This window comes from Mycobacterium sp. Dal123C01 (genome assembly GCF_052566995.1).
This window is the reverse complement of record NZ_CP199580.1, coordinates 1,106,987-1,128,833: the sequence shown is the minus strand read 5'-3', so window position 1 is coordinate 1,128,833 and position 21,847 is coordinate 1,106,987. Positions and strand designations below refer to the sequence as shown.

The following is a 21,847-nucleotide window of genomic DNA, read 5'->3' as shown; positions in this document are numbered from 1 at the left end:
CCTTTGCTCGTAGGCGTTTCAGTGCGAAGTCCACCGGCGCGCACTGTCCACATAGTGGGTGAACCGGGGCCGCACCTTGTCGAGATCAATGCCGAATTCCACCGGATCGGCATGCGAGCTCGGCTCACGCTCCGCGGCAGCATGCGTCCACCAGCTTTGCATCCGTGCTTCGAACTGCGCACTCACCGGGACGCCCAGCCAGGCGTACAGGCCGGTGACCTCCGCGATCGGATCGTCCTGCATGGCGCGAAAGTCGATGTCGTAGAAGCGATCCTCAGCGCCGTCGGTGCGGAACTGCAGCGCCCGCTGCATGCCCAGCGACCAATGCTCGACATTGAGCCGACCGATGTAGCGACGGTCGATCGTGGAGCTGAACGATCCGATGATGTCGGCATACAGATCGGCCACGGACAAGATGACATCGGTCGGATCGCGATGCGTCATCACGAACCGCGCGTCCGGAAACACCGTATTCAGGGCGTCGAGCCATAACACGTGCGACGGGCATTTCAGTCGCCACGGGCGACTGGGCTCACCCCACGCGAGCAGCTTCATCACGCGGCGCTGATACTGCAATGTCGAGGTGAGGTCGGCTTGCTGGACCAACCATGTTGAATACGAGGGGATTTCCGCGAAGGACTGAAAGATGTGCGACTTGAAATCCAGCGCCATCAGTTCGTGGCATTCCATCGGCCCATGCGTGTCGCCGGGGACATGGTGGCGGGTGCCGATCATCTCACCCGTGTCCGGCGGGATGCGCGGGTCCACGCCCTGCACCGTGGAAGGCGGGGGACATGGCTGCGACGATTCCCATCGCCGTAGATAACGCACGTCGGGATCCTGAGCCAGCAGCATCGACAGCGCGGTCGACCCGGTCCGTGGCAGTCCCAAGCCGATCAACGGCGCGGCGACCGGCACGTCGTCGATCTCCGGGTGTCGCCGATACCAATCCTCGACCTGCAGTCGCTGCGACAAGTAACCCACGATGCGCTGATGCAGGAACGCCTGGCCGCGGCCGTGGAGTTGCGCCTCGTTGCGTAGCGCGGAGAGCAGGATGTCGAGGCCTTCGGCGAAGGAGACTGCACCGAAGTCGGCCAGTCCGGTCTGCGCACTCGACTCGTCCATGACCTCGGCGGTGGTCAGCATCGCCTGGGCCCTGCGAAAGTCGTTGGCGCCACGGTCAACCCATCCACTGACCGCCGGCGACTTCAATGGTCTGGTCGCACATGTAGTCGACCTCCCTCTCAGACGTCCGACTCGAATCGCCAGCCAGACCCGCACGGCATCGCATCGCGGCACCGTGGCCATATCGCCGACGATATTGCCGGATCGGGGCGGTCAGGTAATACCGATTCGGGAAACCAGTCCTGCCGGTTTTGACCAAATCCGGCTTTTGGCCGGCACGTTTCGTACCCGCACCGGTGTGGGATCCGAACATTCCGGAACTGCAGGACTAGGCGGCGCTAGGCTTCCGGCTAGGTGGAAGGAGACGTCATGACCGTCATCGTTGTCGAAGCAGGACCCCAACAAGTGAGTCGGCAGGTTGAGGTGGCCGCGCCGGCTGCGGAACTGTACGACCTCGCTGCGGACCCTCGGCGGCACCATGAACTCGACGGATCGGGCACCGTTGTGGGCAATATCAAAGCGCCCGAGGCACTGGTTGTCGGTTCGAAGTTTTCGACGCGCATGAAGATGCTGGGCGTGCCGTATCGCCTCACCAGCACGGTGACCGCATTGAAACCGCACGAATTGATCGAATGGCGCCATCCGCTCGGTCACCGCTGGCGCTGGAAATTCGAGTCGCTCTCACCCACCCTGACCAGGGTCACCGAGACGTTCGACTACCGCGACGCGGGCACAATGAAGAAGAAGCTGAAGTACTACGAGCGGATGGGTTTCGCGAAAGCCAACGCGGCCGGCATTGAGTCGACGCTGGCCAAACTGCGTGATCGCTACGCCGCGGAGTAAATCAGGACGGGTCGTCGGCGTCCCACGCGACCGTGCCCGAGACCCAGTGGGTCAGTTCTTCGGCCTGGTCGTTGCGGTGCAGGTGACGCGGGGGCTGACCGAACGTGGCGTAAGGGCGACAGCGGATGACGACACGGCTTTCCCGCTCCGACATCTCTTCGATGTAGGGCGGGTTGCAGCTCATCGTCGCCGGGCTCGAGCGATTGCAGATGTGAACGCGGTCACGGTGTGAATCGTGGTTCCTTCGGATGATCAGCCCCGCCCACCGAAGGACTTTGTCGATGACCGACCGCAGCCTCACCCTCAGCACAACAACGCGCACCCTGTCGGACTCGCTGACCCGCTTGGGCCAGTTGATCAGTCGTTACGGCCTGGTGGTCGTCTTGGCCTGGATCGGGTTCGGCAAGTACGTGAAAATGGAATCCCGGGTGCTCATCGAACACAGCCCGCTGATGAGTTGGGTCTACGACGTATTCAGCGTCACCACCGTCGCCCGCGCGCTGGGCACGATGGAAATCCTTGCCGCCCTTCTCATTGCGTTGCGCCCGGTATGGCCGCGGGTGTCGGCGGCCGGAAGCGCGCTGGCGGTGGTGCTGTTCCTGGGGACGCTGAGCTTCTTGTTCACCACTCCCGGCGTGGTCTCGACCCACGCCGCCGGCCTGCCCGTGCTGTCGGGAATGCCGGGCCAATTCCTGCTCAAGGACCTGGTGCTGATCGGGGTGGCGCTATGGACGCTGGGCGATGCGCTGAGTGAACAGCGTTCCCCTGATAAGTCCCTTGGCTGAGCTCAGCGTCGCTTGGTAGGTCTCCGCGGACAGGCTGTCCGCCTGCTCCGACAGCCCCCGGGTCAGTGCACAGATCGCTTCCACCGTCGAGCGCGTGTCCGTCTCGGGGGACAGTGTCCCGCACTTTTGCGCATCGTCGACGATCTCGAAGACCACGTCGTGCAACGCCTTGGACCCAGGGGATTTCGGGACACCGCGCCCTGCCCGGGCTGTGCTCCCGGCGCGCAGCGCCCGCAGGAAACCGGTCAGGTATGGATAGTCGCGGATCAGCCGCGTCGACTCGTCCAGCACCGCTTCGAGTCGGTCGATGACGTCGTCGTGCTGCGCCGCGGCCGCACGCAGCCGCGGCAAGACGATCTCCTCGATCTCCTCGCCGGTCGCTTGGAGCAGTTCCGACTTGTTCGGAAAGTAGTGGTACAGGCTGCCACTGGTCATGTCGGCGGCCCGGGCGATCTCGCGGATGGTCGCCTGCGAGTAGCCGACCTCGGCCACGCAGCGCATCGCGGCGGTGATGATTCGCCGACGGGTCTCTGCACTGCTCGCCCCCACCGGGCGGCCCAGCTGAGTCACGGGTCTTCGGGGCGGCGCACTCGCCTACCGATCCGAATGCGCCACGTCCGCTTTCGCCGCGTCAGGTAGTACTCCGCGGGCGAGGTCTCACCGAGCCGCCAACCGCGCCACCTGGCCAGCAGACACAGACCTGAACCGACCACGATTCCCGCCAGTTCGCCCTGCGGCGCCAGACCGTAACGGGAGAGCACCACCACGGTGCCGCTGGCCGCCACCGCGCACGTCGCGTAGAGAGTGTTGCCGCCGAAGATCGCCGGCGTGCGGTGCACCGCCAGGTCCCGCAGCGCCCCGCCGCCCACGGCGCTGACCGTGCCGAGCAAAATCGCTGGGAGCCAACTCAATCCGGCTGCCAATGTCTTCTCCGCGCCGGCCACCGCCCAGGTGCCCAACGCCAGCGCATCGACGACCGGATAGGTCAGTGACCACAGTCGGGCGCGCAGCGGTATCAAAAACGCGACCGCCGCTCCCACCAGCGCAACTACCACGTAGAGCGAGTCCGTCAATGCCACCGGCGGGCCGTGCTGCAATAGGGTATCGCGGATCACGCCGCCGCCCAGGCCCGACAAAATCGCGAGCGCTACGAATCCCACAGGGTCCATACGGAATTCGCGAGCCACCACGCCGCCCAGCACAGCGTTGACGAACACGCCGGCCAAGTCGATTCCGCGCGAGAATTCCCCCAACGCGAGACTCACGGCCGCTCACCTCCGGGATTAAGCTGTTGGTCAAATATATTCGACCATGTCGGCACTGCGCCCGCGGTCGAAGGGTGGGCAACTATGCAAGCGAGAACCCAGCTGGGGCGCCCCGTCGGCGCCAGCGGTGAAGAGACCCGCCGGCGCATCATCGCCGCGACCATGAAATGTGTGGCCGAGGTCGGCTACGCGAAGGCGACGATCCGTGAGATCGCCCGCACGGCCAATGTGACCAGTGCCAGCCTGTACAACTACTTTCCGAACAAGTCCGAACTGATCAAGGACACTATCGCGGCCCGAACCGACACGGCTATGCCCCGGTTACGACAGGCCGCGGAAGGTCCCGGCGACATTGTCGATCGAATCGAAGCGGTGCTCGACGAATGTGGCCAATTGATGCGTGAATATCCGGACCTGGCCGCATTCGAGTTCGCGATCCGGGCGGAAACTGTTGTCGCGCCGGTTCGGCGGAAGGCCCGCGGGCAACCGAAGAATCCCGGGTTCGAGGCGTTCCGCGACATCATCGAGGGCGTCGTCGAGGATGCGAGCCGACGTGGCGAGCTGGGTGATCATCCCGATTCCCGGGGCGTCGTCGCGGCGATCTATGCGCTCGTCTACGGCCTCACGGAGTTGGCCGCCACCCTGCCTCCGGCGGATTACCACGCCGCGCTGAGTTCAGCGAAGGTGCTGGTCAGAGGTGCCTTATTCGGCGGACAGCCGGCTTCTCCTTGATACGATCAGGCGATTGATTATAGAGTCGACTCACGAAGAGCGGAGTCGGGACTTGACCGAGACTGTTGGGTGCGCGTTCGACGTCGATGCGCTGCGGCAAAAGTATGCGGAAGAGCGTGCCCGGCGACTGCGCCCGGACGGCATTGACCAGTATGTGGAAATCGCGGGTGAGTTCGCCCGTTTCGCCGAGGACCCATGGGTCGACCAGGAATTCGTCCGCGAACCCCTGACCGACGAAGTCGACGTCGTGATCGTGGGCGCCGGCTTCGGTGGGCTGTTGACGGGGGCGCGGCTGCGTGAGCTCGGTGTGAAAAGTGTGCGGTTGATCGACCGGGCGGCCGACGTCGGAGGCACCTGGTACTGGAATCGGTATCCGGGGATCGCCTGCGATGTCGAGTCCTATGTGTACATCCCGCTGCTGGAAGAACTCGGCTACATACCGACGGAAAAGTACGCGAAGGGCGCCGAGATATTTGCGCACTGCCAGCGCATCGCAGAGCACTACGACCTGTACCGCGACGCGTGCCTGCGCACCGACGTCCATGAGATCCGTTGGGAGTCGGCGGAATCCCGCTGGATCATCCGCACCAACCGGGGCGACGAGATGCGGGCCAAGTTCGTGTCGATGGCGAACGGGTATCAAGCCAAACCCAAACTGCCCGGCATCGGAGGGCTCGGGTCTTTTCGCGGTCACACGTTCCACACCAGCCGCTGGGACTACGGCTACACGGGCGAGAAGCTTGAGAACCTGGGCGGTGTGCGAGTCGGGATCATCGGCACCGGCGCGACCGCGATCCAGTGTGTGCCGTATCTGGGTGCCGCCGCGCAGCACCTCTACGTCTTTCAGCGCACGCCATCTTCGGTCGACGTGCGCGCCAATAAAGCCACGGATCCGGAGTGGGTCAACACATTACAGCCGGGGTGGCAACGCCAGCGCATCCAGAATTTTCAGATCCTGACCGCCGGTGGGCAGGCACCCGAAGATCTCGTCGCCGACGCCTGGACGAGCATCACCCGCAAGCTCCCCGTGATGCGCCATGACAGCGACGGGTCGGTGGACCCGGAGCAGCGCAGCCGCAATAGCGAGCTCGCGGACTTCGCCAAGATGGAGGAAATCCGGGCGCGAGTCGACGAGATCGTGGCGGACTGCGCCGCCGCCGAGGCCCTCAAACCGTGGTACGGCTACTTCTGTAAACGCCCCTGCTTTCACGACGAATATTTGCAAACCTTCAACCGAGACAACGTGACCCTGGTCGATACCCACGGTCGCGGCGTGGAGCGCATCACCGAGTCCGGCGTCGTCGTCGACGGCGTGTCGTACGAGCTCGACTGCCTCATCTTCGCGACGGGCTTCGAAGTAGGCACCGACTACTGCCGTCGCTCCGGGTTCGAGCTGATCGGCCGCGACGGCGTGGCCCTGAGCGAACGCTGGCGTGACGGCGTTCGCACCTTCCAGGGCTTGTGCGCCAACGGTTTTCCGAACTGCTTCATCGAAAGCATCTCCCAGGCCGGATTGACAGTGAACTTCCCGTACGTGCTTGACGTACAAGCCAGCCACGCTGCCTGGATCATCGCGTGGGCCCTTGAACACGGTGTCGCGGAGGTCGAGGCGTCCCCGGCCGCCGAAGCCGCCTGGGTCGATACGGTGGTGGCCCGGTCGACCGCGACCGCCGAGCGCGCCAAGACGTGCACTCCCGGTTACTACAACCGCGAGGGCAAGGCGGACGCCAAGACGCGGCAGGGCAGTTTCTTCTTCGGCGCTCCCACCGAGTACGCCGACATCTTGGCGGCCTGGCGGGCCACGGGAGATCTTGCCGGGCTTGATATTCGCGGTGCCGGGGCCGGGCCGTGAAGTACCTGCTCGGCCGGGTGAGGGCGGCCACCCGGCGTCGACGCTCACCGAAGGTAGCGATCATCGGCGCGGGATTCGGCGGGCTGGGCGCGGCGGTGGCGCTGCGCCGCGCCGGCATCGACGACCTGGTGATCATCGAGGCCGACGACGGTGTCGGGGGCACCTGGCGGCGCAACACCTATCCGGGCGCCGCGTGCGATATCCAAAGTCACCTGTACTCGTTCTCGTTCGCGCCCAACAAGTCCTGGAGCCGGACCTACGCGCGACAGCCCGAGATTCTTGCCTACTTGGAGTCGGTGGCCGACGACTTCGATCTGCGCCGTCACTTGCGGCTCGGAACCAGGGTGCGTTCCATCGAATGGAATGCGGATAGCTGGAGCTGGGACTGTCAACTGGAGCGCTCCGGACACGCCAGCACACTGACCGTCGACGTGGTGGTCTGCGCCGTCGGCCTGTTCGGGTCGTTGAAGCTTCCCGATATTGCCGGCTTGAGCGATTTCGGAGGCTCGGTCATCCACACCGCACAGTGGACGCACGACATCGCGCTGGCGGGCAAGAAGGTGGCGGTGATCGGCACGGGTGCCAGTGGGGTGCAGCTTGTTCCCGAACTGGCGAAGGTCGCCGCCCGGGTGGCGGTGTTTCAGCGCACACCGCCATGGATGGTTCCCAAAGACGATCGTCCATACCGCGCAACCGAATTGGCACAATTCCGCCGCAACCCCTTGGCGGTGCCCCGCACCCGCTGGCAGATCTGGAAGTTTCAGCACGACAACACCGCGACCTTCGCCGACGACCCGGTGGTCGCCGCCCGCACCCAGGTCGCCACCTCGTTCCTGGAGCGCACCGTGGCCGACGCGCGGCTTCGCCGCGCCCTGACGCCGGAGTATCCGTTCCGCTGTAAGCGGGTGCTGCTTGGCGACGACTACTACCGGGCGTTGCAGCAAGACAACGTCGCGCTCATCACCGACCCCATCGACCGGATTACCGAGACGTCGGTCGTCACGGCCGCAGGCGATGCACTCGACGTCGACGCGATCGTGCTGGCCACCGGGTTCGAGACGTCGCGCTACCTGTCGGGGATCGACGTGGTCGGTTGCGGCGGACAGCGCCTGCACGAGCGCTGGGGCGACGATCCCAGCGCGTACCTGGGCGTGGCTGTCGGCGGGTTCCCGAACTTCTTCATGCTTTATGGCCCCAACACCAACCAGGGCGGCAACTCGATCGTGTACATCCTGGAGGCCGGCGCGCGACTGGTGGCCAGCGCGGCAACCAGGCTGGCGCGCCGCGGCGGCTATCTCGACGTGCGCCCGGAAGCGGAAACGCGCTACAACGACCGGCTTTCCGCCGATTTGGAGCGCACCATCTGGACCCAGTGCGACAGCTATTTCCGCTCGTCAACGGGCCGGATCGTCACCCAATGGCCCTACACCGAGCTGGAATACGCTCGCCGGACCTGGCGGCTGCGACCCCGAGACTGGCTGCACCGCGCCGGTGTGGCTCCGGCCGGCGGACGAAGGCTCGCAGATGCCGAAATCGATTACCCCGCTGATCAATTCACCGGAGGCTAGGTCGGAGTAGGCATCGTTGATCTCGTCGAGCCGGTAGCGAGAATTCGCAGCTTGTGGTGGGGTTAGCAACCGTGATGACTGCTTTCCTTACCAGGACGATCGACAGCGCCCACGCGGCTGTTCAACGTCTGCGTGGTGTGTTGTGGCCGATCGCCGAGGCATCGGTGGCCGCGGGCGTGGCGTGGTACGTCGCTCATGACGTGCTCGGTCACCCGGACCCCTTCTTCGCTCCGATCGCCGCGGCGGCGTTCGTGTCGGCGAGCAACGTGTTCCAAGCGCAACGGGCGATCCAGAACATTGTCGGTGTGGCACTGGGGATCTGTCTGGGCGCCACGGTGCAGCAACTGTTCGGCACCGAGTGGATCGCGATGGCTGCCATGGTCTTTGTCGCGCTATGCGCCGCGGTGCTGCTCGGGCAGGGGATCCTCGCACGAGATTTGACCTTCGCCAATCAAACCGCCGGGTCCGCCATCCTGGTCATGGCGCTCTCGGTCGGTACCGACAGCGTTTTTCAGCGCCTCCAGGAGGCTCTGATCGGTGGCGGTGTGGCGCTCGTGTTGAGCATCGTGCTGTTCCCGCCCAACCCGCACACCGCGCTGCGCAACGCTCGGATCGGCGTACTCGGCGCCCTGCATGACGTGCTGGCCGAGACCGAGGACAGGGTCGGCGGTGGTGCGGTGATCCCGTCGGGCTGGCAGTACTCCGCCGTCGATCAATTGCACGAACGACTGGATGCACTCAGCAAGGCCCGCACCCACGCTCGTCATCTCGTGTGGATCGCGCCACGGCGGTGGGCCACACGCGACACCGTCCGGGCCGCGGATCGGCAGGCAGCGCAGGTGGCCCTGCTCGCCGGCTCGCTGCTGTACCTGGCGCGTACCCTGACGACGGCCTTCGGCGTCAGCGGCTCGCTGCCACAACCGGTGAACGATGCGATCAGCGACCTCGCGGCCGGGCTGGCCGACAGTGAGACGGATCCCGGCGGAGCGAGTGCCCGCGTCGCCGCCACGCGCGAACACGTTGCCGTGCTGGATTCGGCCGGCGCAACCCGAACGAATCTGGCACTTACCAACGTCGTCGAAACCTGCGTCGACGACCTACAACTGGTGATCGACCTTCGGCAATAGTTGGCTTATCGGACGGGATCGTCGGCAACCTCGATCTCGCCGGCCGCGGCCGCGGCGCGCAGTTGATGAAAGTCGTCGAGGGACTTGTCGGCGTAGGCGTACGACCACTCGGCGACCGCGTCGTGCACCGCATTGCTGGTGCCGACGTACCCGCGCAGTATCGAGGCGTTCGCGCTCTGCGCGTGCGCCCGCGCCAACAGCACCGCGCACGCGCTGACGTAGTCGGAGAACGTGGAGGGCGACATGCCTTCGGTGTCGATGGTGCCCTTCATGTCGTGGAATTGACGAACGTAGTAGTCGCGGCCGTCCTTGCGTGTCGTTCCGAGGAACACATCCGACATGGCCTGCAGGATCAGCTGGCCGTCGGTGACGCGCACCCCCTGGCCATTGGCCTCGATTGCCGCGGTCAGGGTGTCCGGCTGGGGCCATCCGCCATATTCGTCGAGCACCGAACGCGTGGCCTCCTTGATCTGCAGGATCAGCGGTGTGTCGTTCGGGCCCACCAGGATGACCAAGTAACAACGGGTACCGACGCTGCCGACGCCAACCACCCGTAACGCGACATCGGTGACTCGGAAGTGGGAGAGCAGCAGCGCGACGTCGGCCGGGACCGCGGCCAGATACTCCTGAATCGATTCCACCAACAGGGCTTCGATGTCCTCGTCGACGTGCTGCAGGACGGGGGGCGCTTCCCGCAGGCGTGGTGTCCCGTTCGGCCCAATCTCGGTGATTTGCTTGAAGACCCGCGCGGAGGTCCGGGTGCGGGCCCGGGATATCGTTTTCTGGATCACTGCCTGCAGGCCCTTGGAGAACTTCCCGGTGTAGTGCTCGGGTTCCACCCGCAGGTAATAGCGGTCCAGAACGTCCATCTCCTCGAGCATCGCCGTCAGACTGGTCTCGTAACCCACGACCGCCTGTTCGACACATCGGCGGACGGCCTTGGTCGGGTACCCGGCGTGGCGGCCCCCGATGATCGCGCTGGTGATCAGCCGCTTGACGTCCCACTCGGCCGGCGCCACCGCGGCTTCGTCGAAGTCGTTCAGGTCGAAGACGATCGAGCGGTGCGGGGCGGCGTACAAGCCGAAGTTGGAGACGTGTGCGTCGCCGCAGCACATGATTTCGATCCCGCTCGTCGGGCTCGCGGCGAGGTCGGCGGCCATCACCGCCGCCGAACCTCGGTAAAAGGCGAACGGGTCGGCGAGCATTCGGGCGAACCGCAGCGGAACGAGTTCCCTTAGCCGCCCGGCATTTTGGGCGACGAGAATTTCCGTGGCGGATCGCGAGGAAGGAGTCAGCTGCGCCAGCGAGCGGCGCGGGGCGGTCTTGCGCAGCGCCCGGCCGCGCGCCACATCCTCGCCCGGAACTTCCAGTTCGACCAAGCGGTCACGCAACATCCGTTGCGGCATGTGCTCAGCATACGTAGCGGAGCGGGCTTTCACCGGCTGAGGAAGGCACCTTTAGCGTCAGACTGATTTTCACCGCTGTCACGAAGTGTCCTCTTGGTTAATATCGCTGGAAATGCTGGATGCCAGGCAATTGTCTGGAAGTTCGTTCTGAGAGGACGCCTGCCGATGGTGGAAACGCCTCCGCCAGCCGAGCACGCCTCTTCCCGCTGGCGCATTCCCTGGCTCAACGTCCTCGGTGTGGTGGCCATCGTGTTCGCGACGACAGCACTCGTGGTCAAGAACGTCCCCGAGGCCGGGTCCAATCAACTCCTGAACGTCTCCTACGACCCCACGCGCGAGTTGTACGCGGCGATCGACAACTCGTTCATCCCGCAATATCGCACGCGCACCGGTGTCAGCCTGGACATCAAAGAGTCGCACGGTGGTTCGGGTCGCCAGCTGCGCAGTGTCCTCGACGGCAGCCAGAAAGCCAATGTGGTGTCGCTGGCGTTGATTAGCGACATCCAGACGTTGAGCAAGCGTGGGCTGATCGCGCCTGATTGGCAGCAGCGGCTGCCGAACAATTCGGTGCCTTACACGTCGACCATTGTCTTCGTCGTCCGGAAGGGCAATCCGAAACACATCCTCGACTGGCCCGACTTGGTCCATAGTTATGTGTCCGTGGTGACCCCCAACCCGCGCAGCTCCGGCAACGGCCAATTGAGCGTCCTCGCCGCGTGGGGCTCGGTCACCACGCGCGGCGGCAGCCAGGCCCAAGCGGCCGCCTACGTCAAGGCGTTATTGCAACACGTGGCGGTATCCGACGCCGGCGCCCGCAGTGCCGGCGACAGCTTCACTCTGGCCAAGATCGGTGACGTGCAGCTGACTTGGGAGAATGAAGCGCTGCGCGAGGTTGCCGCCAATAAGGACGAACTCGAACTCGTCTACCCGCCGGTCAGCATCCGGGCCGAGCCGGCCGTGGCCTGGGTCGACGCCAACGTGACCGAGCCCAAGACCGCGACCTATGCCAAGGCGTATCTCGAATACCTCTTCACCGATGCCGCACAAGAGCAGGCCGCACAATTCGGCTATCGGCCGTTCAAGCCCGAAATTCTCGCCAAACACGCCGACCGGCTGCCCCCGCTGGCGCTGTTCCCGATCGGCGAGATCGCCAAGGACTGGAACGACGCGCGCGAGCAGTTCTTCGGCACCAACGGAATCCTCGACACGATCTCAGCGCCGCCCGCCGCGGCGTCGGGAACCTAGCGGAAAGACGTGCACAAGGTGGGCTTCGCGCTGAACTACGACGCGGTGAAAGGCAGGCATGATGTCATCGCCGGCCTCACCGTCGCCGCCATCTCCTTCCCTCAGGCGATGGCGTATGCGCTGATTGCCGGGGTCGACCCCAGGTTCGGCGTGTACTCGGCCATCGTCGTCACGATCGTCGCCTCGATCTTCGGGTCGTCCTCGCATCTGATCAACGGGCCGACCAGCGCCATATCGCTGCTGGTGTTCACCGCGCTGGCGTTCATCGATTCGGAGAACAGCACCGAACTGTTCGAGGGGCTGTTCCTGCTGGCCGTCCTGGTTGGCGCGTTTCAGATCGTGATCAGCCTGTTCAAGCTCGGCAACCTGACCCGCTACATTTCCGAGTCGGTGATCATCGGATTCATGGCGGCCGCCGCGTTTCTGCTCGCCATCGGACAACTGGGCAACGCGCTGGGCGTGCACGACAAGGGCAACGGGCACATGCAGGTTCTGCGCCGGGTGTGGCTCACGTTGACCCATGGCGATGCGGTCAACTACCGCGCCCTGATACTGAGCGCCAGCGCCGTGGTTCTGGCGGTCGTGCTGCGCAAGCTGGTGCAGCGCTACGGCTTGCCGCAGGTCGACATGCTTGCGGTGCTGATCATCACCGCGCTGATCGCCTACTTCGCGGGCTGGTCGATTCCGGGAGCCGGCGGCCATACCGCGGTGTCCGTGGCCGCCAAGATCCCGCGCAGTTTGCCCACCGCGCATGTTCCCGAGGTCCACACCGAGTGGTTGCCGCAGTTGTCCACGGGCGCGTTGGCCATTGCCTTCGTCGGCATCATCGAGGCGCTGTCGATCGCCAAAGCCATTGCCCACCAGACACAGCAGAAGATCGACTACAACCGGCAGATCATGGCCGAGGGCCTGGCCAACCTCGCCGGCGGCTTCTTCCAGAGCCTGCCGGGCTCGGGCTCGCTGTCGCGATCGGCGATCAACTTCCAGTCCGGGGCCAAAACCCGATTCTCCGGGATCGTCTCGGCCGCAACGGTTGCCGCGGCACTACTGCTGTTTGCGCCGTTATTGCGGTACGTTCTGCAACCGGCACTGGCAGGGCTGCTGCTGGTAACTGCCGTGCGGCTGGTCGACTTCAAGCGCCTGATCTACACCGTCAAGGCATCTCGCTATGACGCGGGTTTGGTGATCATTACCGCATTCACCGGTGTGGCAATCGATCTCGACAAATCAGTACTGCTGGGCGTAATCCTGTCAATCTTGTTATTCGTGCCGCGCGCGGCGAAGCTGAAATCCAGGGAACTCATTGTCACACCCGAACGCGTTGTGCGTGAGCGTATTTCGGGTGACCTCGCGGATTCATTGGTCGTCATCTACGATCTTGAAGGCGAGCTGTTCTTTGGCGCCGCACCAGAATTGGACCGCTACCTCCTGGAGATCAGCAAGCGGATCGCGGATGACGACATCAAGTTCGTGGTGTTGCGACTCAAACGGGTGCGCCACCCGGACGTCGTGTGCGTCGAGCGCATCGAGCACTTCCTGCGCGAAGAGACCGCGCGGGGCGCGACCATCCTGCTGGCCGGGGTGCGTCCCGATACGCTCACGGTGCTGAACAACGTCGGATTCCAAAGTTGGTTCACCGCAGAGCATGTCTTCCCTGAAGAGGATGAGAACTACTCGGCGACCCTCAAGGCGGTGCGCTATGCCCACAACAAGCTGGCCGAGCTGAAGCTGAAAGCGCCGTTCACGGCCTCACCGGAACGCACGCCGCACACCGACCTGTACTACCTGGTCTAGTTGGCGGCGGCGACCCTGGCGCGCTCGGTCATCGAGGCGACCACGCCGCCGTCGTTGAGGATATCGGTGCCGGTGAGGTAACCCGCCTTGTCACTGGCGCAGAAGGCGAACAGTTCTGCCATCTCCTCCGCCTTGCCCCACCGCGGGACCGCGGCGTTGGCAACCATCGCACCGGCCCCGGCCTGCTCCTCGAGCAGGCCCATCTCGGTGTCGACGGACCCCGGAGATACCGAGACGATGCGCATTCCGCGTGCGTTGAATCGTTCCGCCTGCGATTGGCTGTACCACTTCACGAAGCTCTTGCTCAGCGCGTAGGAGATACCAGATCGCATATTCTCGGGAGCGATGGTGCAGGCGGTCAGCATGGCGGCCATGAAAGCATCGGCATCCTGAAGCGCCAGCGGGAATTGCTCTGTCGGAATCATTTCCGCGGGCATCAGGTAGGCCGACATCGACGCGACGTTGACGATCACCGAGCCCTCGCCGAATGTCGCGTGGAACGCCTCGTTGACGTTGACCGTGCCGATGGCATTGGTCCGCATGATGTAGTCGGCGGGGCCCATACTGGGGCTCACTCCCGCGGCGTGGATCACGGATGCGACGGTCCCGAGGTTCTTCGCGGTGTCCAGCAACTCGGCGACCGCGCCCCGGTCGGTGACGTCACAATTGACGACCGTGGCGGTGATCCCGAGGTCTTCCAGGGTTGCGGCGGCGGTATCTAGCCGGTCCTGCCTGACGTCGCAGAGGACCACGGTGTGGTCGCGGCCCACGATTTTGGCGGTCGCCAGACCCATGCCGCCCGCGCCACCTGTGATCACCGACACTGGATTCATATCTGGACCGTATACGCACCGTGATTTCGGATGACGTGGCGGGTCACTCCATGGCTGCTGCCCAGGCGATATGTCCTTCGAAGCCAAGGGAATTCGCCATCGAACGATACCGGTCGCGATAGTCGCGATATGCGGGTTCGTCGCCGAGTGCCTGTGCTTCCGACGCCCGCAGCGACAGTAGCCACAGGTCGTGCAGGACGGATCCGGGCTCGGTCGGCACCGCGGCCAGCCGGTCGATCGCCGCCCGCGCTTCCGGGAGGTCCGCTGGCCAGCCCCTGCGCAGCAGCACGCCTACCAGACCGGAAACACTGGCCGCGCGCATAATCATGTCGCCGCATCTGTATTCCTCCTCGACGGCGTCGCGCGACAATTCGATCGCTGCGTCGAGGTCGCCGGCGCGCGCTCTTGCCTGCGCCGCATACAGATCGACGGCGGCGGCGGCCACCGCTGTGAAGCGCTCTTGCACAGCGGCCTCTCGGGCCGCGGCGAGCAACTCGATCGCATCATCGCGCTCGGGGGTGAAGTAGGTCGCCAGCGCCATGCCGCGAACATGTCGGGCACAAGCGAGGGTCAGATCGTCGCCGAGTCGCTCCGCGATTTCCAGTAGTTCTGCGGTCGCATCGAGGTCTGTCATATCTGGGAGCCAGGCGCCGACTGCGAGAAGGGTGTATTTGAACAGCAGGAGCATCGCGCGCAACGTTGGGTCAAGGCCGCGGCTCATCGTCACGGCCTGGTCGAGGTCGGTTCTCCAGCCTGGCTTCCCCAGGAAGCATCGTGCACAGCCCCGCAGCATGATCGCGCCTACCAGCGGAGACCCGACGATGAGATTGCCCTTGGTGACGTCGCCATCGGCCAGGTCGATCATCTGTTGCGCGAGGCGTTCAGTTTCGGTCATCTCACCGCCCATGTACTTGGCCGCGACCGGACTGTAGAGCAACCCCAGAACCAGCGTCGGGTCGTCAATCGACTCGAGCAGGCCGGTGAGTTCGGTCGCCAACCGTGACGCTTCGTCGAATCGGGCGTGAGTGACCAGGGCCGACACCCAACCCGCCATACCCATGGCGAGTGACACCTTGTCACCGGCGGCGTCGGCGAGGTCGCGCAGTTCGTCAAACCCGGTGTCGGCCATGGTCCCGCCGGCCAGCCACGAGCTGGCGCACAGCAGCGTGCGTGGGGTAATCCGCATGGCGGCCCGGCCGGAGGCGCTGTCTGGCAATCGGTCCGCGACGTCTCGTGCGTGCCGCCAACTGGCGCGTGCCGCAGTGATATTGCGGTGGGTCAGCCACGTCCCGGCGCGCATGTACCAGCCGAACGCTGCGGGTAGATCTCCCGCAGCCTTGAGGTGTTCGGCGATGAGCGCGGCGTTTTCGTCGGTTGATTCCGGCTCGCGCCGCTCGATCAGAGCGGCTAGCCGGCGGTGCAGTTCGTCGCGATCGGATTTCAGTTGCGATTCGTAGGCAACGAAGCGGATCAGTGGATGGCGAAACGCGTACTCGATCTTCGGGGTAAAAGCCACTTGGTCGATCAGCTCGCCCCTGACGAGCTCGTCGAGGATCGGTTCGACCCTCAGCGCGGTCACCAGGTCCGGGCTGAACCGGGATCCGATGACTGCGGCGGCGCTGAGCGTCCGTTTGGCCGCAAAGCTGAGACGGTCGATGCGGGCGGCGATAACGGCGTGCAATGTGGGCGGTGCGGTGATGTCGGCGACCTCACCATCCAGCAGATAGGAACCACGCTCGCCCTGAATCGAGCGCCGTTCGGCGAGGTCGCGCACGATCTCCTCGGCGAAAAACGGGTTGCCGCCGGCACGTTCGGAGATGACTTCGGCGAGGCCGTGCACGGAGGCATCGGTGCCGAGCAATTCGCCAATCAGCGCTACCGTTTGCGCGGTGTTCAGCGGACGCAAGGCGATGGTCTGTGCGCCGGGAATTGCCGCCAACGCGCCCTCGTACTCGGGGCGATACGTGATCAGCATCATCGAGCGGGTTTGACGAATCACTGCCAGAAAATCGGCCAGCATTGTCTCGCTGACTTCGTCAATCCAATGGGCATCCTCGATCACATACAGCGCGGACCCATGGCGGCTCACCCATGCGGCATTGACCAGCGCGGTCAGCCGCCGTCGTCGTGCGTCACCCTCGATGTCGGGCGCCTCAACGGCAGGATCCGCAATGCCGAGCAGGTCGTCGAGCAGCCAGAGATCCTCGGCATCAGCATTGGGAAACCGGGCTGTCAGCTGTGCCCGCGCGGCCTCGCCGTTGAGCCCGTCGATCTCGAGGGCGGCGCGCAATAACCCCGTCACCGCGTGGAAGGCGATATCGCTGGTATGGGACTCGCAGTAGGTGGTGAAGACATCCATGCCGCGGCTTTTCGCCAACTCCACCGATTCGCGAACGGTACGGCTTTTGCCGATCCCAGGTGGGCCGACGACACCGACGATGCATCCTGCGCCGCCGACCGCCTCATCGAGGATGCCGGCTATCGTACTGAGTTCCCAAGTGCGCCCGACCAACTGCGGGTCCTTCCGGCGGCGGTGATCACTTGTCGTTGCGAGCAAGCGGCGAGCCGGCACCGGTTTACGGGCTCCCTTGATGTACACCATTTCCGGATCCGCGAGCGTCGCGGCATCCTCGACCAGCCGAGCGGTTGACTCGCTGAGCATCACCCCACCCGGCGGTGCCACCGACTCCATCCGCTGCGCCATTCCAACTTGCTCGCCGATAGCGGTGTAACCCAAAGCGCCCGAGCCGATTTCGCCGGCGATAACCTGACCCGAATTCAGGCCAACCCTTAGCTGTAGGTCGACCTTGTCGCGGGGCGCGACCTCACCGGCGACATGCTGGGCCTCATCCTGGATTCCCAGCGCTGCGAGGCACGCACGAAAAGCGTGATCCTCCAATGCGACTGGCGCGCCGAAGACCGCCATGATCCCGTCGCCGGTGAACTTGTCCACCCTGCCGCCGAATCGTTGCACCACCGCCGCGGCGCGCTCGATGAGTTCGCCCATGATCTCGCGGAGCCGTTCCGCGCCCACCGCCGCGGCGATATCCATCGAATGCACGACGTCGGCGAACAACACCGTTACTTGCTTGTACTCGGCCGGCATGCCTGAAGCCGCCATTGGCGACCCGCACTCATCGCAGAACTTCGCGGTGGAGCGCAATTCGGCGCTGCATGACGGGCACGACACTGTCGACGTCGTCACGTGAGCACCACCCATCCAGGCCGTACCACCCCAGTCGCTAAGAATAGGCGGCTTGCCGCAGGGAAGCGCGGATATTGACCCTTTGCCGGGCGGGTGCTACCTCGCGAGCGTGGAACTCTCCGCTTCGTGGTGCGGATGACCGGCGTGCCGGATGGCTGTCCCGATGAACGGCGCCCGAAGAGTGGCGGCCAGGTGGTGGCGGTTGATGACCAGCCCGCCGACGGCGATCACGGCGTAGATACCGCAGAGCCCCAGACGCCCGGTGGTGGAGGTGAGTGGGAACTGAACGATGAACAGTCCCAGCAGCGTCCACGCGGCCGTTCGGTTGAAGCGCAGTGCCAGGATCAACGCGACACCCATCAGCGTTTGGCAGGCTGTCAGCAACACTTCCTCGATCTGGCGGGAGTCGAGTGCCAGGGAGAAGCCGCCACCGCCCAGCAGATGGGCCACCGGCAGCGAGCCGATCAGCAACGTCCACTGGTTGACCTTCGAGGAGATCAGCGTGGCGATGGCCGCGGTGCCCTTGCCGCGGGACGCGAAGATGGTCGCGATGATGAACTCGGGCGCCTCGGAGGCCAACGGCGCGAGCCACTGCACCAGCAGGAACCGGTCGATACCGAGCTCGGTACCGGCCGCGACCAGATTGTCGGCGAACGGTTTGGCACACAACAGGATCACTGCACCGGACACCACGAACAGGCCGATGACGACAGCGCGCCGGTTCCGGTCCGACAGCTCCCCCAGAGCGGCGGCGGTGCCGACCAGGTCGGGCTCTTCGACATCACCGTGGCTGACTTTGTACAGGTAGAAACCGAACCAGGCCAGCAGCGCCAACCCCAGCGTGAGGTGGATTTCGCCACTGGCCGGTATCGCGAACGCGACCACTCCAGCGATCAGCAGGAACCCGAGTTCGACGCGATTGGTGGGCTCGAGCCGCAGGCCGGCAGTCTTGCCGGCGCCGACCCTGCGTGCCGCCAGCATGCTGACCAACACCACGACCGGCCAGCCCAGGCCCATCAACAGCCGGTTGGATCCGGTCATGTTGGCCGCCGCGTATTGCGTGTAGTCCGGGTTGTGGCCCGACACGTACGCGTAGTACAGGTCTACGGCGTATTCCGGCAAGACCGCGACCAGAGCGAGCACCGCGATGGCCAGGCCGCCGGAGACGTCGATCTGCGCGGCCTCGGCTGCCCACGCGAGCAGGAAGCTGGCCGAGACGACCGCGGCACCGAAGATCAACAGGGCGGCCACCGGATCTGGATGCAGGCCGACGACCCGGACCACGACCGCGGGGGCGATGAATATCGCCGTGATCACCGCCGAACGCGAGAGAGTGCGACGTGGCGAGCGTGCTGCCGTCGAAACCGAGGCGGGCGGCCTGTCAGTGGCGAGCATCGTCGTCCTTAACTCTCGGCGCCGATCATGAATGGGTCCTTGGCTCGCGGCCGTGGCTTGACCTGCTCGCCAAAGGTACCTGCTAGAGCCTTATCCAGCAACGTTGTGAGCGCGCCAAGTGGCGCCGACCATTGATCTATATTTGCTGGCCAGCGCACTCAATCTCAAAAGTTAGGCACAGCTAACTTCAGATTATGGCAAACCGATCTAGCTGCCTAGCGGTGACTCTGTGAGGTTTGGGACGGGTTCGGGGAAGTGTTCGGTGGCACGTCTATGAACCAACCGTGGTACATCAACATCCACGACGACGCATTGCTGGACTTCGCGGTTCCGCCCGACGCTCGTTAGTGGTCGGGCCCCATCGCCGCGGCCGCGGCTTGGGTAAACAGTTCGACGGCCTGATTGCGCGTCAGGGACGCGATCATTTGTGCGCCGGCGCGCATCATCTCGCCCGCCATCCAGGTCGGCCCATTGGTCAGGTTCTCGAACGCCTCGGCAATGACCTCGTCCACCGAGCTTGCGCCCGCCGGAGCCTCGTCGGGCGAACTGAGCAGGCCGCGGCTGTATTCGAGTTCCCGCAACGCGGGTGTGTTGGTCTTGCCCAGCATCAGACCGAGCACGTCGACGCCTTTGTCGTGCAATTCGGCCCACAGTGCCTCGGCGAAGACCATGTCGAACGCCTTGGAGGCTCCGTAGGCGACCATGTTGGGGCCACCGGCCAATGCGGCGCCGGAGGAGAAGATGACGATTCCGCCGCTGCCTCGCTCGGCCATTGCGGGGGCAAAGTGGTGGCACAGTTGCATGGGCACCATGCAGTTGCGATGCACCATCGCCTCGGCGGTCTCGATCGAATTAGCAAGGAACGGCGCGAAATTCGGGTCGGCGCCCGCGCAGTACACCAGGAAGCCGATCTCCAGGTCCCTGGTCGCCTCGGCGATTGCCGCTGCCGCTCCGGGCACCGCGAGATCGATGGCCAGAGTCCGGGTTTGGGCACCAGTCTCGGATTCGATCTGGGCCGCGACCTGATCGAGCACGGCCTGCCGGCGGGCCAGCAGCACGACGTTGACGCCACGCTCGGCGAGTCCCGCGGCGAACGCGGCGCCTAAGCCGTCAGAGGCGCCGGCGACCAGCGCCCACGGTCCGTACTTGGTTGCGAACGTCACCTGAATCTCCTGCTCCGTCACGGACCGAATGTCGTGATACGCACCTGGGTGAACCGGCGGCGGGCGATACGCCAGCCATCGGCGGCCCGGACGATCTCGTCGTCGTAGAAACCCCAGGCGTTGACGCCGGATTGATTGTCGCCGAACATGATTACTGCGTCGACATACGTGCGGGCCGATGCAGTGTCGCCGTTGAGCGTGATGGCCTGGTTGGTTAAGCGGTGCAGGGTGTTGCCCGCCATCGCGTGCGTCGTGTCCATGAAGTCGGTGACCGCATCCACACCCTGCCAGGTGCCGATCTCGCCGTAGTCGAGTTCGCAATCGTCGGTGAACACGGTGCGGAACAACGGCCAGTCGCGTCGGTCGATCCCGGTGGCGTAACGCACCAGGAGATCGGAGATGTCCTGACGGTCGTCTCGTCCGGTCATTCGATATCTCCGTTGGGGTGCACAATGATTCGTGGGGGGCCGTCCGATTTGCGCGCGAGGTCGAGCGCGTCGGGAACCTCATCGAGGCCGATGATCTTGCCGACGCTGGGCAGGGGGTCCAGCCGTCCTTCGGCGATGGCGTCCAGCGTTCCGTACCAGTCCTGCGGGTGTGGCCCGCCGCCGAACTGGATGGTCACGCCTTGCCGGGTGGCGGTGGTGATGTTCAGGGTGTCCCCGGTGTACCAGCCGCCCGCACAATAGATCCGGGTCGCCATTTCGGCCGACTCGACGATGTTCTGGATCAGCCCGGCGGCGCCCACGCACTCGAATACGACCGCGGGTCCTGGCAACCCACGCTGGGCACGCAGCTCCTGGAACGCGCCGAACGGTGACTTCTCGGCGGGATCGACCAGGATATGTGCGCCGAAGCGGTCGCGGGCCAGCTCGCGTCGTTCGGACTTGAAGTCCGCCACGATAATCGGATCGATACCCCGACTGGCCAGGGCGGCAACCGCAGAAAGGCCGACCGCCCCGGCGCCGATGACGATGGCGATCTCGCCCGGTTGCACCTGCGCCGAACGAACGTAGAATTCGCCGACCGCGAACGCGTCGGTAAGCGCGGCAGCGTCGCACGAGACACCGGCGGCGACCGGCTTGGCCGCAACTTCTGAAATCACCAGCAACTCGCCGAAACTGCCCGGCGCCTCGGGATGCTGACCGATGATCCGCGTGCCACCGGCGCCGCCGTCCAACAGGCGTATCGGCATCGCCGTCACCCGTGTGCCGATCGCGAACTGATCGGTGCAGCCGGACCCGTGCCCGATCACCTCGCCGACGAATTCGTGACCGAGCACGATGTCGCGGTCCGTGTCGTACAACGAGCGGCCGGTCGGGTCGTCGATCGCGAGCTCGGGGTGGTCCATGAAATGCACGTCCGACGCGCAGATCGCGGTGCTCAGCGTGCGAAGTAACAACTCACCAGGCCCGGGCTCGGGGTCTGCCGTCTCGCGGACCGTCACCCGACCGTCTCTCAGTACCGCAGCGCGCAACGCGTCCGCTCCAATTTCTCGAATAATCGAAT

General features: G+C 64.9%; 18 protein-coding genes and 1 pseudogene. 8 read left to right on the top strand and 11 right to left on the bottom strand.

The genetic code is table 11. The annotated features are described in order from the left end of the window. Positions 1 to 18: 18 nt before the first annotated feature. The gene (locus ACTXG5_RS05370; RefSeq protein WP_445162705.1) at positions 19 to 1,146 is read right to left on the bottom strand and encodes a sulfotransferase family protein; all 1,128 of its coding nucleotides are present in this window, start codon (positions 1,144 to 1,146) and stop codon (positions 19 to 21) included. Positions 1,147 to 1,494: 348 nt separating this feature from the next. Here ACTXG5_RS05370 and ACTXG5_RS05365 point away from each other — a divergent pair, with 348 nt between their 5' ends. After that, positions 1,495 to 1,968, top strand: a complete 474-nt coding sequence (locus ACTXG5_RS05365) for an SRPBCC family protein (protein ID WP_445162704.1) — start codon at positions 1,495 to 1,497, stop codon at positions 1,966 to 1,968. Position 1,969: 1 nt separating this feature from the next. Here ACTXG5_RS05365 and ACTXG5_RS05360 read toward each other — a convergent pair. Further along, positions 1,970 to 2,137: pseudogene (locus ACTXG5_RS05360) on the bottom strand (pyridoxamine 5'-phosphate oxidase); the annotation flags it as partial. Positions 2,138 to 2,249: 112 nt separating this feature from the next. Here ACTXG5_RS05360 and ACTXG5_RS05355 point away from each other — a divergent pair. Beyond that, positions 2,250 to 2,753, top strand: a complete 504-nt coding sequence (locus tag ACTXG5_RS05355) for a YkgB family protein (protein ID WP_445162703.1) — start codon at positions 2,250 to 2,252, stop codon at positions 2,751 to 2,753. On the opposite strand, the gene ACTXG5_RS05350 is transcribed toward ACTXG5_RS05355, so the two are convergent. Next, positions 2,694 to 3,323, bottom strand: a complete 630-nt coding sequence (locus ACTXG5_RS05350; protein ID WP_445162702.1) for a TetR/AcrR family transcriptional regulator — start codon at positions 3,321 to 3,323, stop codon at positions 2,694 to 2,696. The two genes, ACTXG5_RS05355 and ACTXG5_RS05350, sit on opposite strands and share 60 nt — an antisense overlap. Continuing rightward, the gene (locus ACTXG5_RS05345; protein ID WP_445162701.1) at positions 3,320 to 4,018 is read right to left on the bottom strand and encodes a trimeric intracellular cation channel family protein; all 699 of its coding nucleotides are present in this window, start codon (positions 4,016 to 4,018) and stop codon (positions 3,320 to 3,322) included. The genes ACTXG5_RS05350 and ACTXG5_RS05345 overlap by 4 nt, the downstream gene beginning before the upstream one ends. 84 nt (positions 4,019 to 4,102) lie before the next feature. Between ACTXG5_RS05345 and ACTXG5_RS05340 the strand changes: the two genes are divergently transcribed. From ACTXG5_RS05340 to ACTXG5_RS05325, 4 genes are all read left to right on the top strand, one after another. Continuing rightward, a complete protein-coding gene (locus ACTXG5_RS05340; RefSeq protein ID WP_445162700.1) occupies positions 4,103 to 4,750 on the top strand; it encodes a TetR/AcrR family transcriptional regulator in 648 nt (215 codons plus the stop codon). A gap of 52 nt (positions 4,751 to 4,802) precedes the next feature. Further along, on the top strand, positions 4,803 to 6,602 hold the full coding sequence (locus ACTXG5_RS05335; RefSeq protein ID WP_445162699.1) for a flavin-containing monooxygenase: 1,800 nt from the start codon (positions 4,803 to 4,805) through the stop codon (positions 6,600 to 6,602). Continuing rightward, positions 6,599 to 8,170: a flavin-containing monooxygenase gene (locus ACTXG5_RS05330; RefSeq protein ID WP_445162698.1), complete on the top strand. Its 1,572-nt coding sequence runs from the start codon at positions 6,599 to 6,601 to the stop codon at positions 8,168 to 8,170. The genes ACTXG5_RS05335 and ACTXG5_RS05330 overlap by 4 nt, the downstream gene beginning before the upstream one ends. 74 nt (positions 8,171 to 8,244) lie before the next feature. Beyond that, positions 8,245 to 9,297, top strand: a complete 1,053-nt coding sequence (locus tag ACTXG5_RS05325) for an FUSC family protein (RefSeq protein ID WP_445162697.1) — start codon at positions 8,245 to 8,247, stop codon at positions 9,295 to 9,297. Between the two features lie 5 nt (positions 9,298 to 9,302). Here ACTXG5_RS05325 and ACTXG5_RS05320 read toward each other — a convergent pair whose 3' ends face one another. Next, complete coding sequence (locus tag ACTXG5_RS05320) at positions 9,303 to 10,703, bottom strand: DUF2252 domain-containing protein (RefSeq protein ID WP_445162696.1); 1,401 nt, start codon at positions 10,701 to 10,703, stop codon at positions 9,303 to 9,305. A gap of 165 nt (positions 10,704 to 10,868) precedes the next feature. Between ACTXG5_RS05320 and ACTXG5_RS05315 the strand changes: the two genes are divergently transcribed. Next, positions 10,869 to 11,948: a sulfate ABC transporter substrate-binding protein gene (locus ACTXG5_RS05315; RefSeq protein ID WP_445162695.1), complete on the top strand. Its 1,080-nt coding sequence runs from the start codon at positions 10,869 to 10,871 to the stop codon at positions 11,946 to 11,948. A 9-nt stretch (positions 11,949 to 11,957) separates the two neighbouring features. Continuing rightward, positions 11,958 to 13,742 carry a SulP family inorganic anion transporter gene (locus tag ACTXG5_RS05310; protein WP_445162694.1) on the top strand — a complete coding sequence of 595 codons (1,785 nt, stop codon included), beginning with the start codon at positions 11,958 to 11,960 and terminating at the stop codon, positions 13,740 to 13,742. Here the strand turns inward: ACTXG5_RS05310 and ACTXG5_RS05305 are convergent. The 6 genes from ACTXG5_RS05305 to ACTXG5_RS05280 all read right to left on the bottom strand — a co-directional run bounded on the left by ACTXG5_RS05305 (position 13,739) and on the right by ACTXG5_RS05280 (position 21,815). Continuing rightward, positions 13,739 to 14,575: an SDR family oxidoreductase gene (locus tag ACTXG5_RS05305; protein WP_445162693.1), complete on the bottom strand. Its 837-nt coding sequence runs from the start codon at positions 14,573 to 14,575 to the stop codon at positions 13,739 to 13,741. The two genes, ACTXG5_RS05310 and ACTXG5_RS05305, sit on opposite strands and share 4 nt — an antisense overlap. Positions 14,576 to 14,618: 43 nt before the next feature. Continuing rightward, a complete protein-coding gene (locus ACTXG5_RS05300; protein ID WP_445162692.1) occupies positions 14,619 to 17,681 on the bottom strand; it encodes an ATP-binding protein in 3,063 nt (1,020 codons plus the stop codon). A 195-nt stretch (positions 17,682 to 17,876) separates the two neighbouring features. Continuing rightward, the gene (locus ACTXG5_RS05295) at positions 17,877 to 19,175 is read right to left on the bottom strand and encodes a sodium:proton exchanger (RefSeq protein ID WP_445162691.1); all 1,299 of its coding nucleotides are present in this window, start codon (positions 19,173 to 19,175) and stop codon (positions 17,877 to 17,879) included. A 344-nt stretch (positions 19,176 to 19,519) separates the two neighbouring features. Then, on the bottom strand, positions 19,520 to 20,338 hold the full coding sequence (locus tag ACTXG5_RS05290) for an SDR family NAD(P)-dependent oxidoreductase (protein WP_445162690.1): 819 nt from the start codon (positions 20,336 to 20,338) through the stop codon (positions 19,520 to 19,522). 17 nt (positions 20,339 to 20,355) lie between these two features. Further along, entirely contained in the window at positions 20,356 to 20,766 is a 411-nt protein-coding gene (locus ACTXG5_RS05285; RefSeq protein WP_445162689.1) for a nuclear transport factor 2 family protein, read from the bottom strand. After that, complete coding sequence (locus ACTXG5_RS05280) at positions 20,763 to 21,815, bottom strand: zinc-binding dehydrogenase (RefSeq protein ID WP_445162688.1); 1,053 nt, start codon at positions 21,813 to 21,815, stop codon at positions 20,763 to 20,765. Before ACTXG5_RS05280 ends, ACTXG5_RS05285 begins: the two co-directional genes overlap by 4 nt. Positions 21,816 to 21,847 lie beyond the last annotated feature (32 nt).

Coding starts and splice junctions, on each gene's coding strand:
- ACTXG5_RS05355 (WP_445162703.1), top strand. CDS start 2,250: ATGACCGACCGCAGCCTCACCCTCAGCACAACAACGCGCACCCTGTCG.
- ACTXG5_RS05285 (WP_445162689.1), bottom strand. CDS start 20,766: ATGACCGGACGAGACGACCGTCAGGACATCTCCGATCTCCTGGTGCGT.
- ACTXG5_RS05295 (WP_445162691.1), bottom strand. CDS start 19,175: ATGCTCGCCACTGACAGGCCGCCCGCCTCGGTTTCGACGGCAGCACGC.
- ACTXG5_RS05305 (WP_445162693.1), bottom strand. CDS start 14,575: ATGAATCCAGTGTCGGTGATCACAGGTGGCGCGGGCGGCATGGGTCTG.
- ACTXG5_RS05370 (WP_445162705.1), bottom strand. CDS start 1,146: ATGCTGACCACCGCCGAGGTCATGGACGAGTCGAGTGCGCAGACCGGA.
- ACTXG5_RS05300 (WP_445162692.1), bottom strand. CDS start 17,681: ATGCCGGCCGAGTACAAGCAAGTAACGGTGTTGTTCGCCGACGTCGTG.
- ACTXG5_RS05315 (WP_445162695.1), top strand. CDS start 10,869: ATGGTGGAAACGCCTCCGCCAGCCGAGCACGCCTCTTCCCGCTGGCGC.
- ACTXG5_RS05320 (WP_445162696.1), bottom strand. CDS start 10,703: ATGCCGCAACGGATGTTGCGTGACCGCTTGGTCGAACTGGAAGTTCCG.
- ACTXG5_RS05340 (WP_445162700.1), top strand. CDS start 4,103: ATGCAAGCGAGAACCCAGCTGGGGCGCCCCGTCGGCGCCAGCGGTGAA.
- ACTXG5_RS05325 (WP_445162697.1), top strand. CDS start 8,245: ATGACTGCTTTCCTTACCAGGACGATCGACAGCGCCCACGCGGCTGTT.
- ACTXG5_RS05365 (WP_445162704.1), top strand. CDS start 1,495: ATGACCGTCATCGTTGTCGAAGCAGGACCCCAACAAGTGAGTCGGCAG.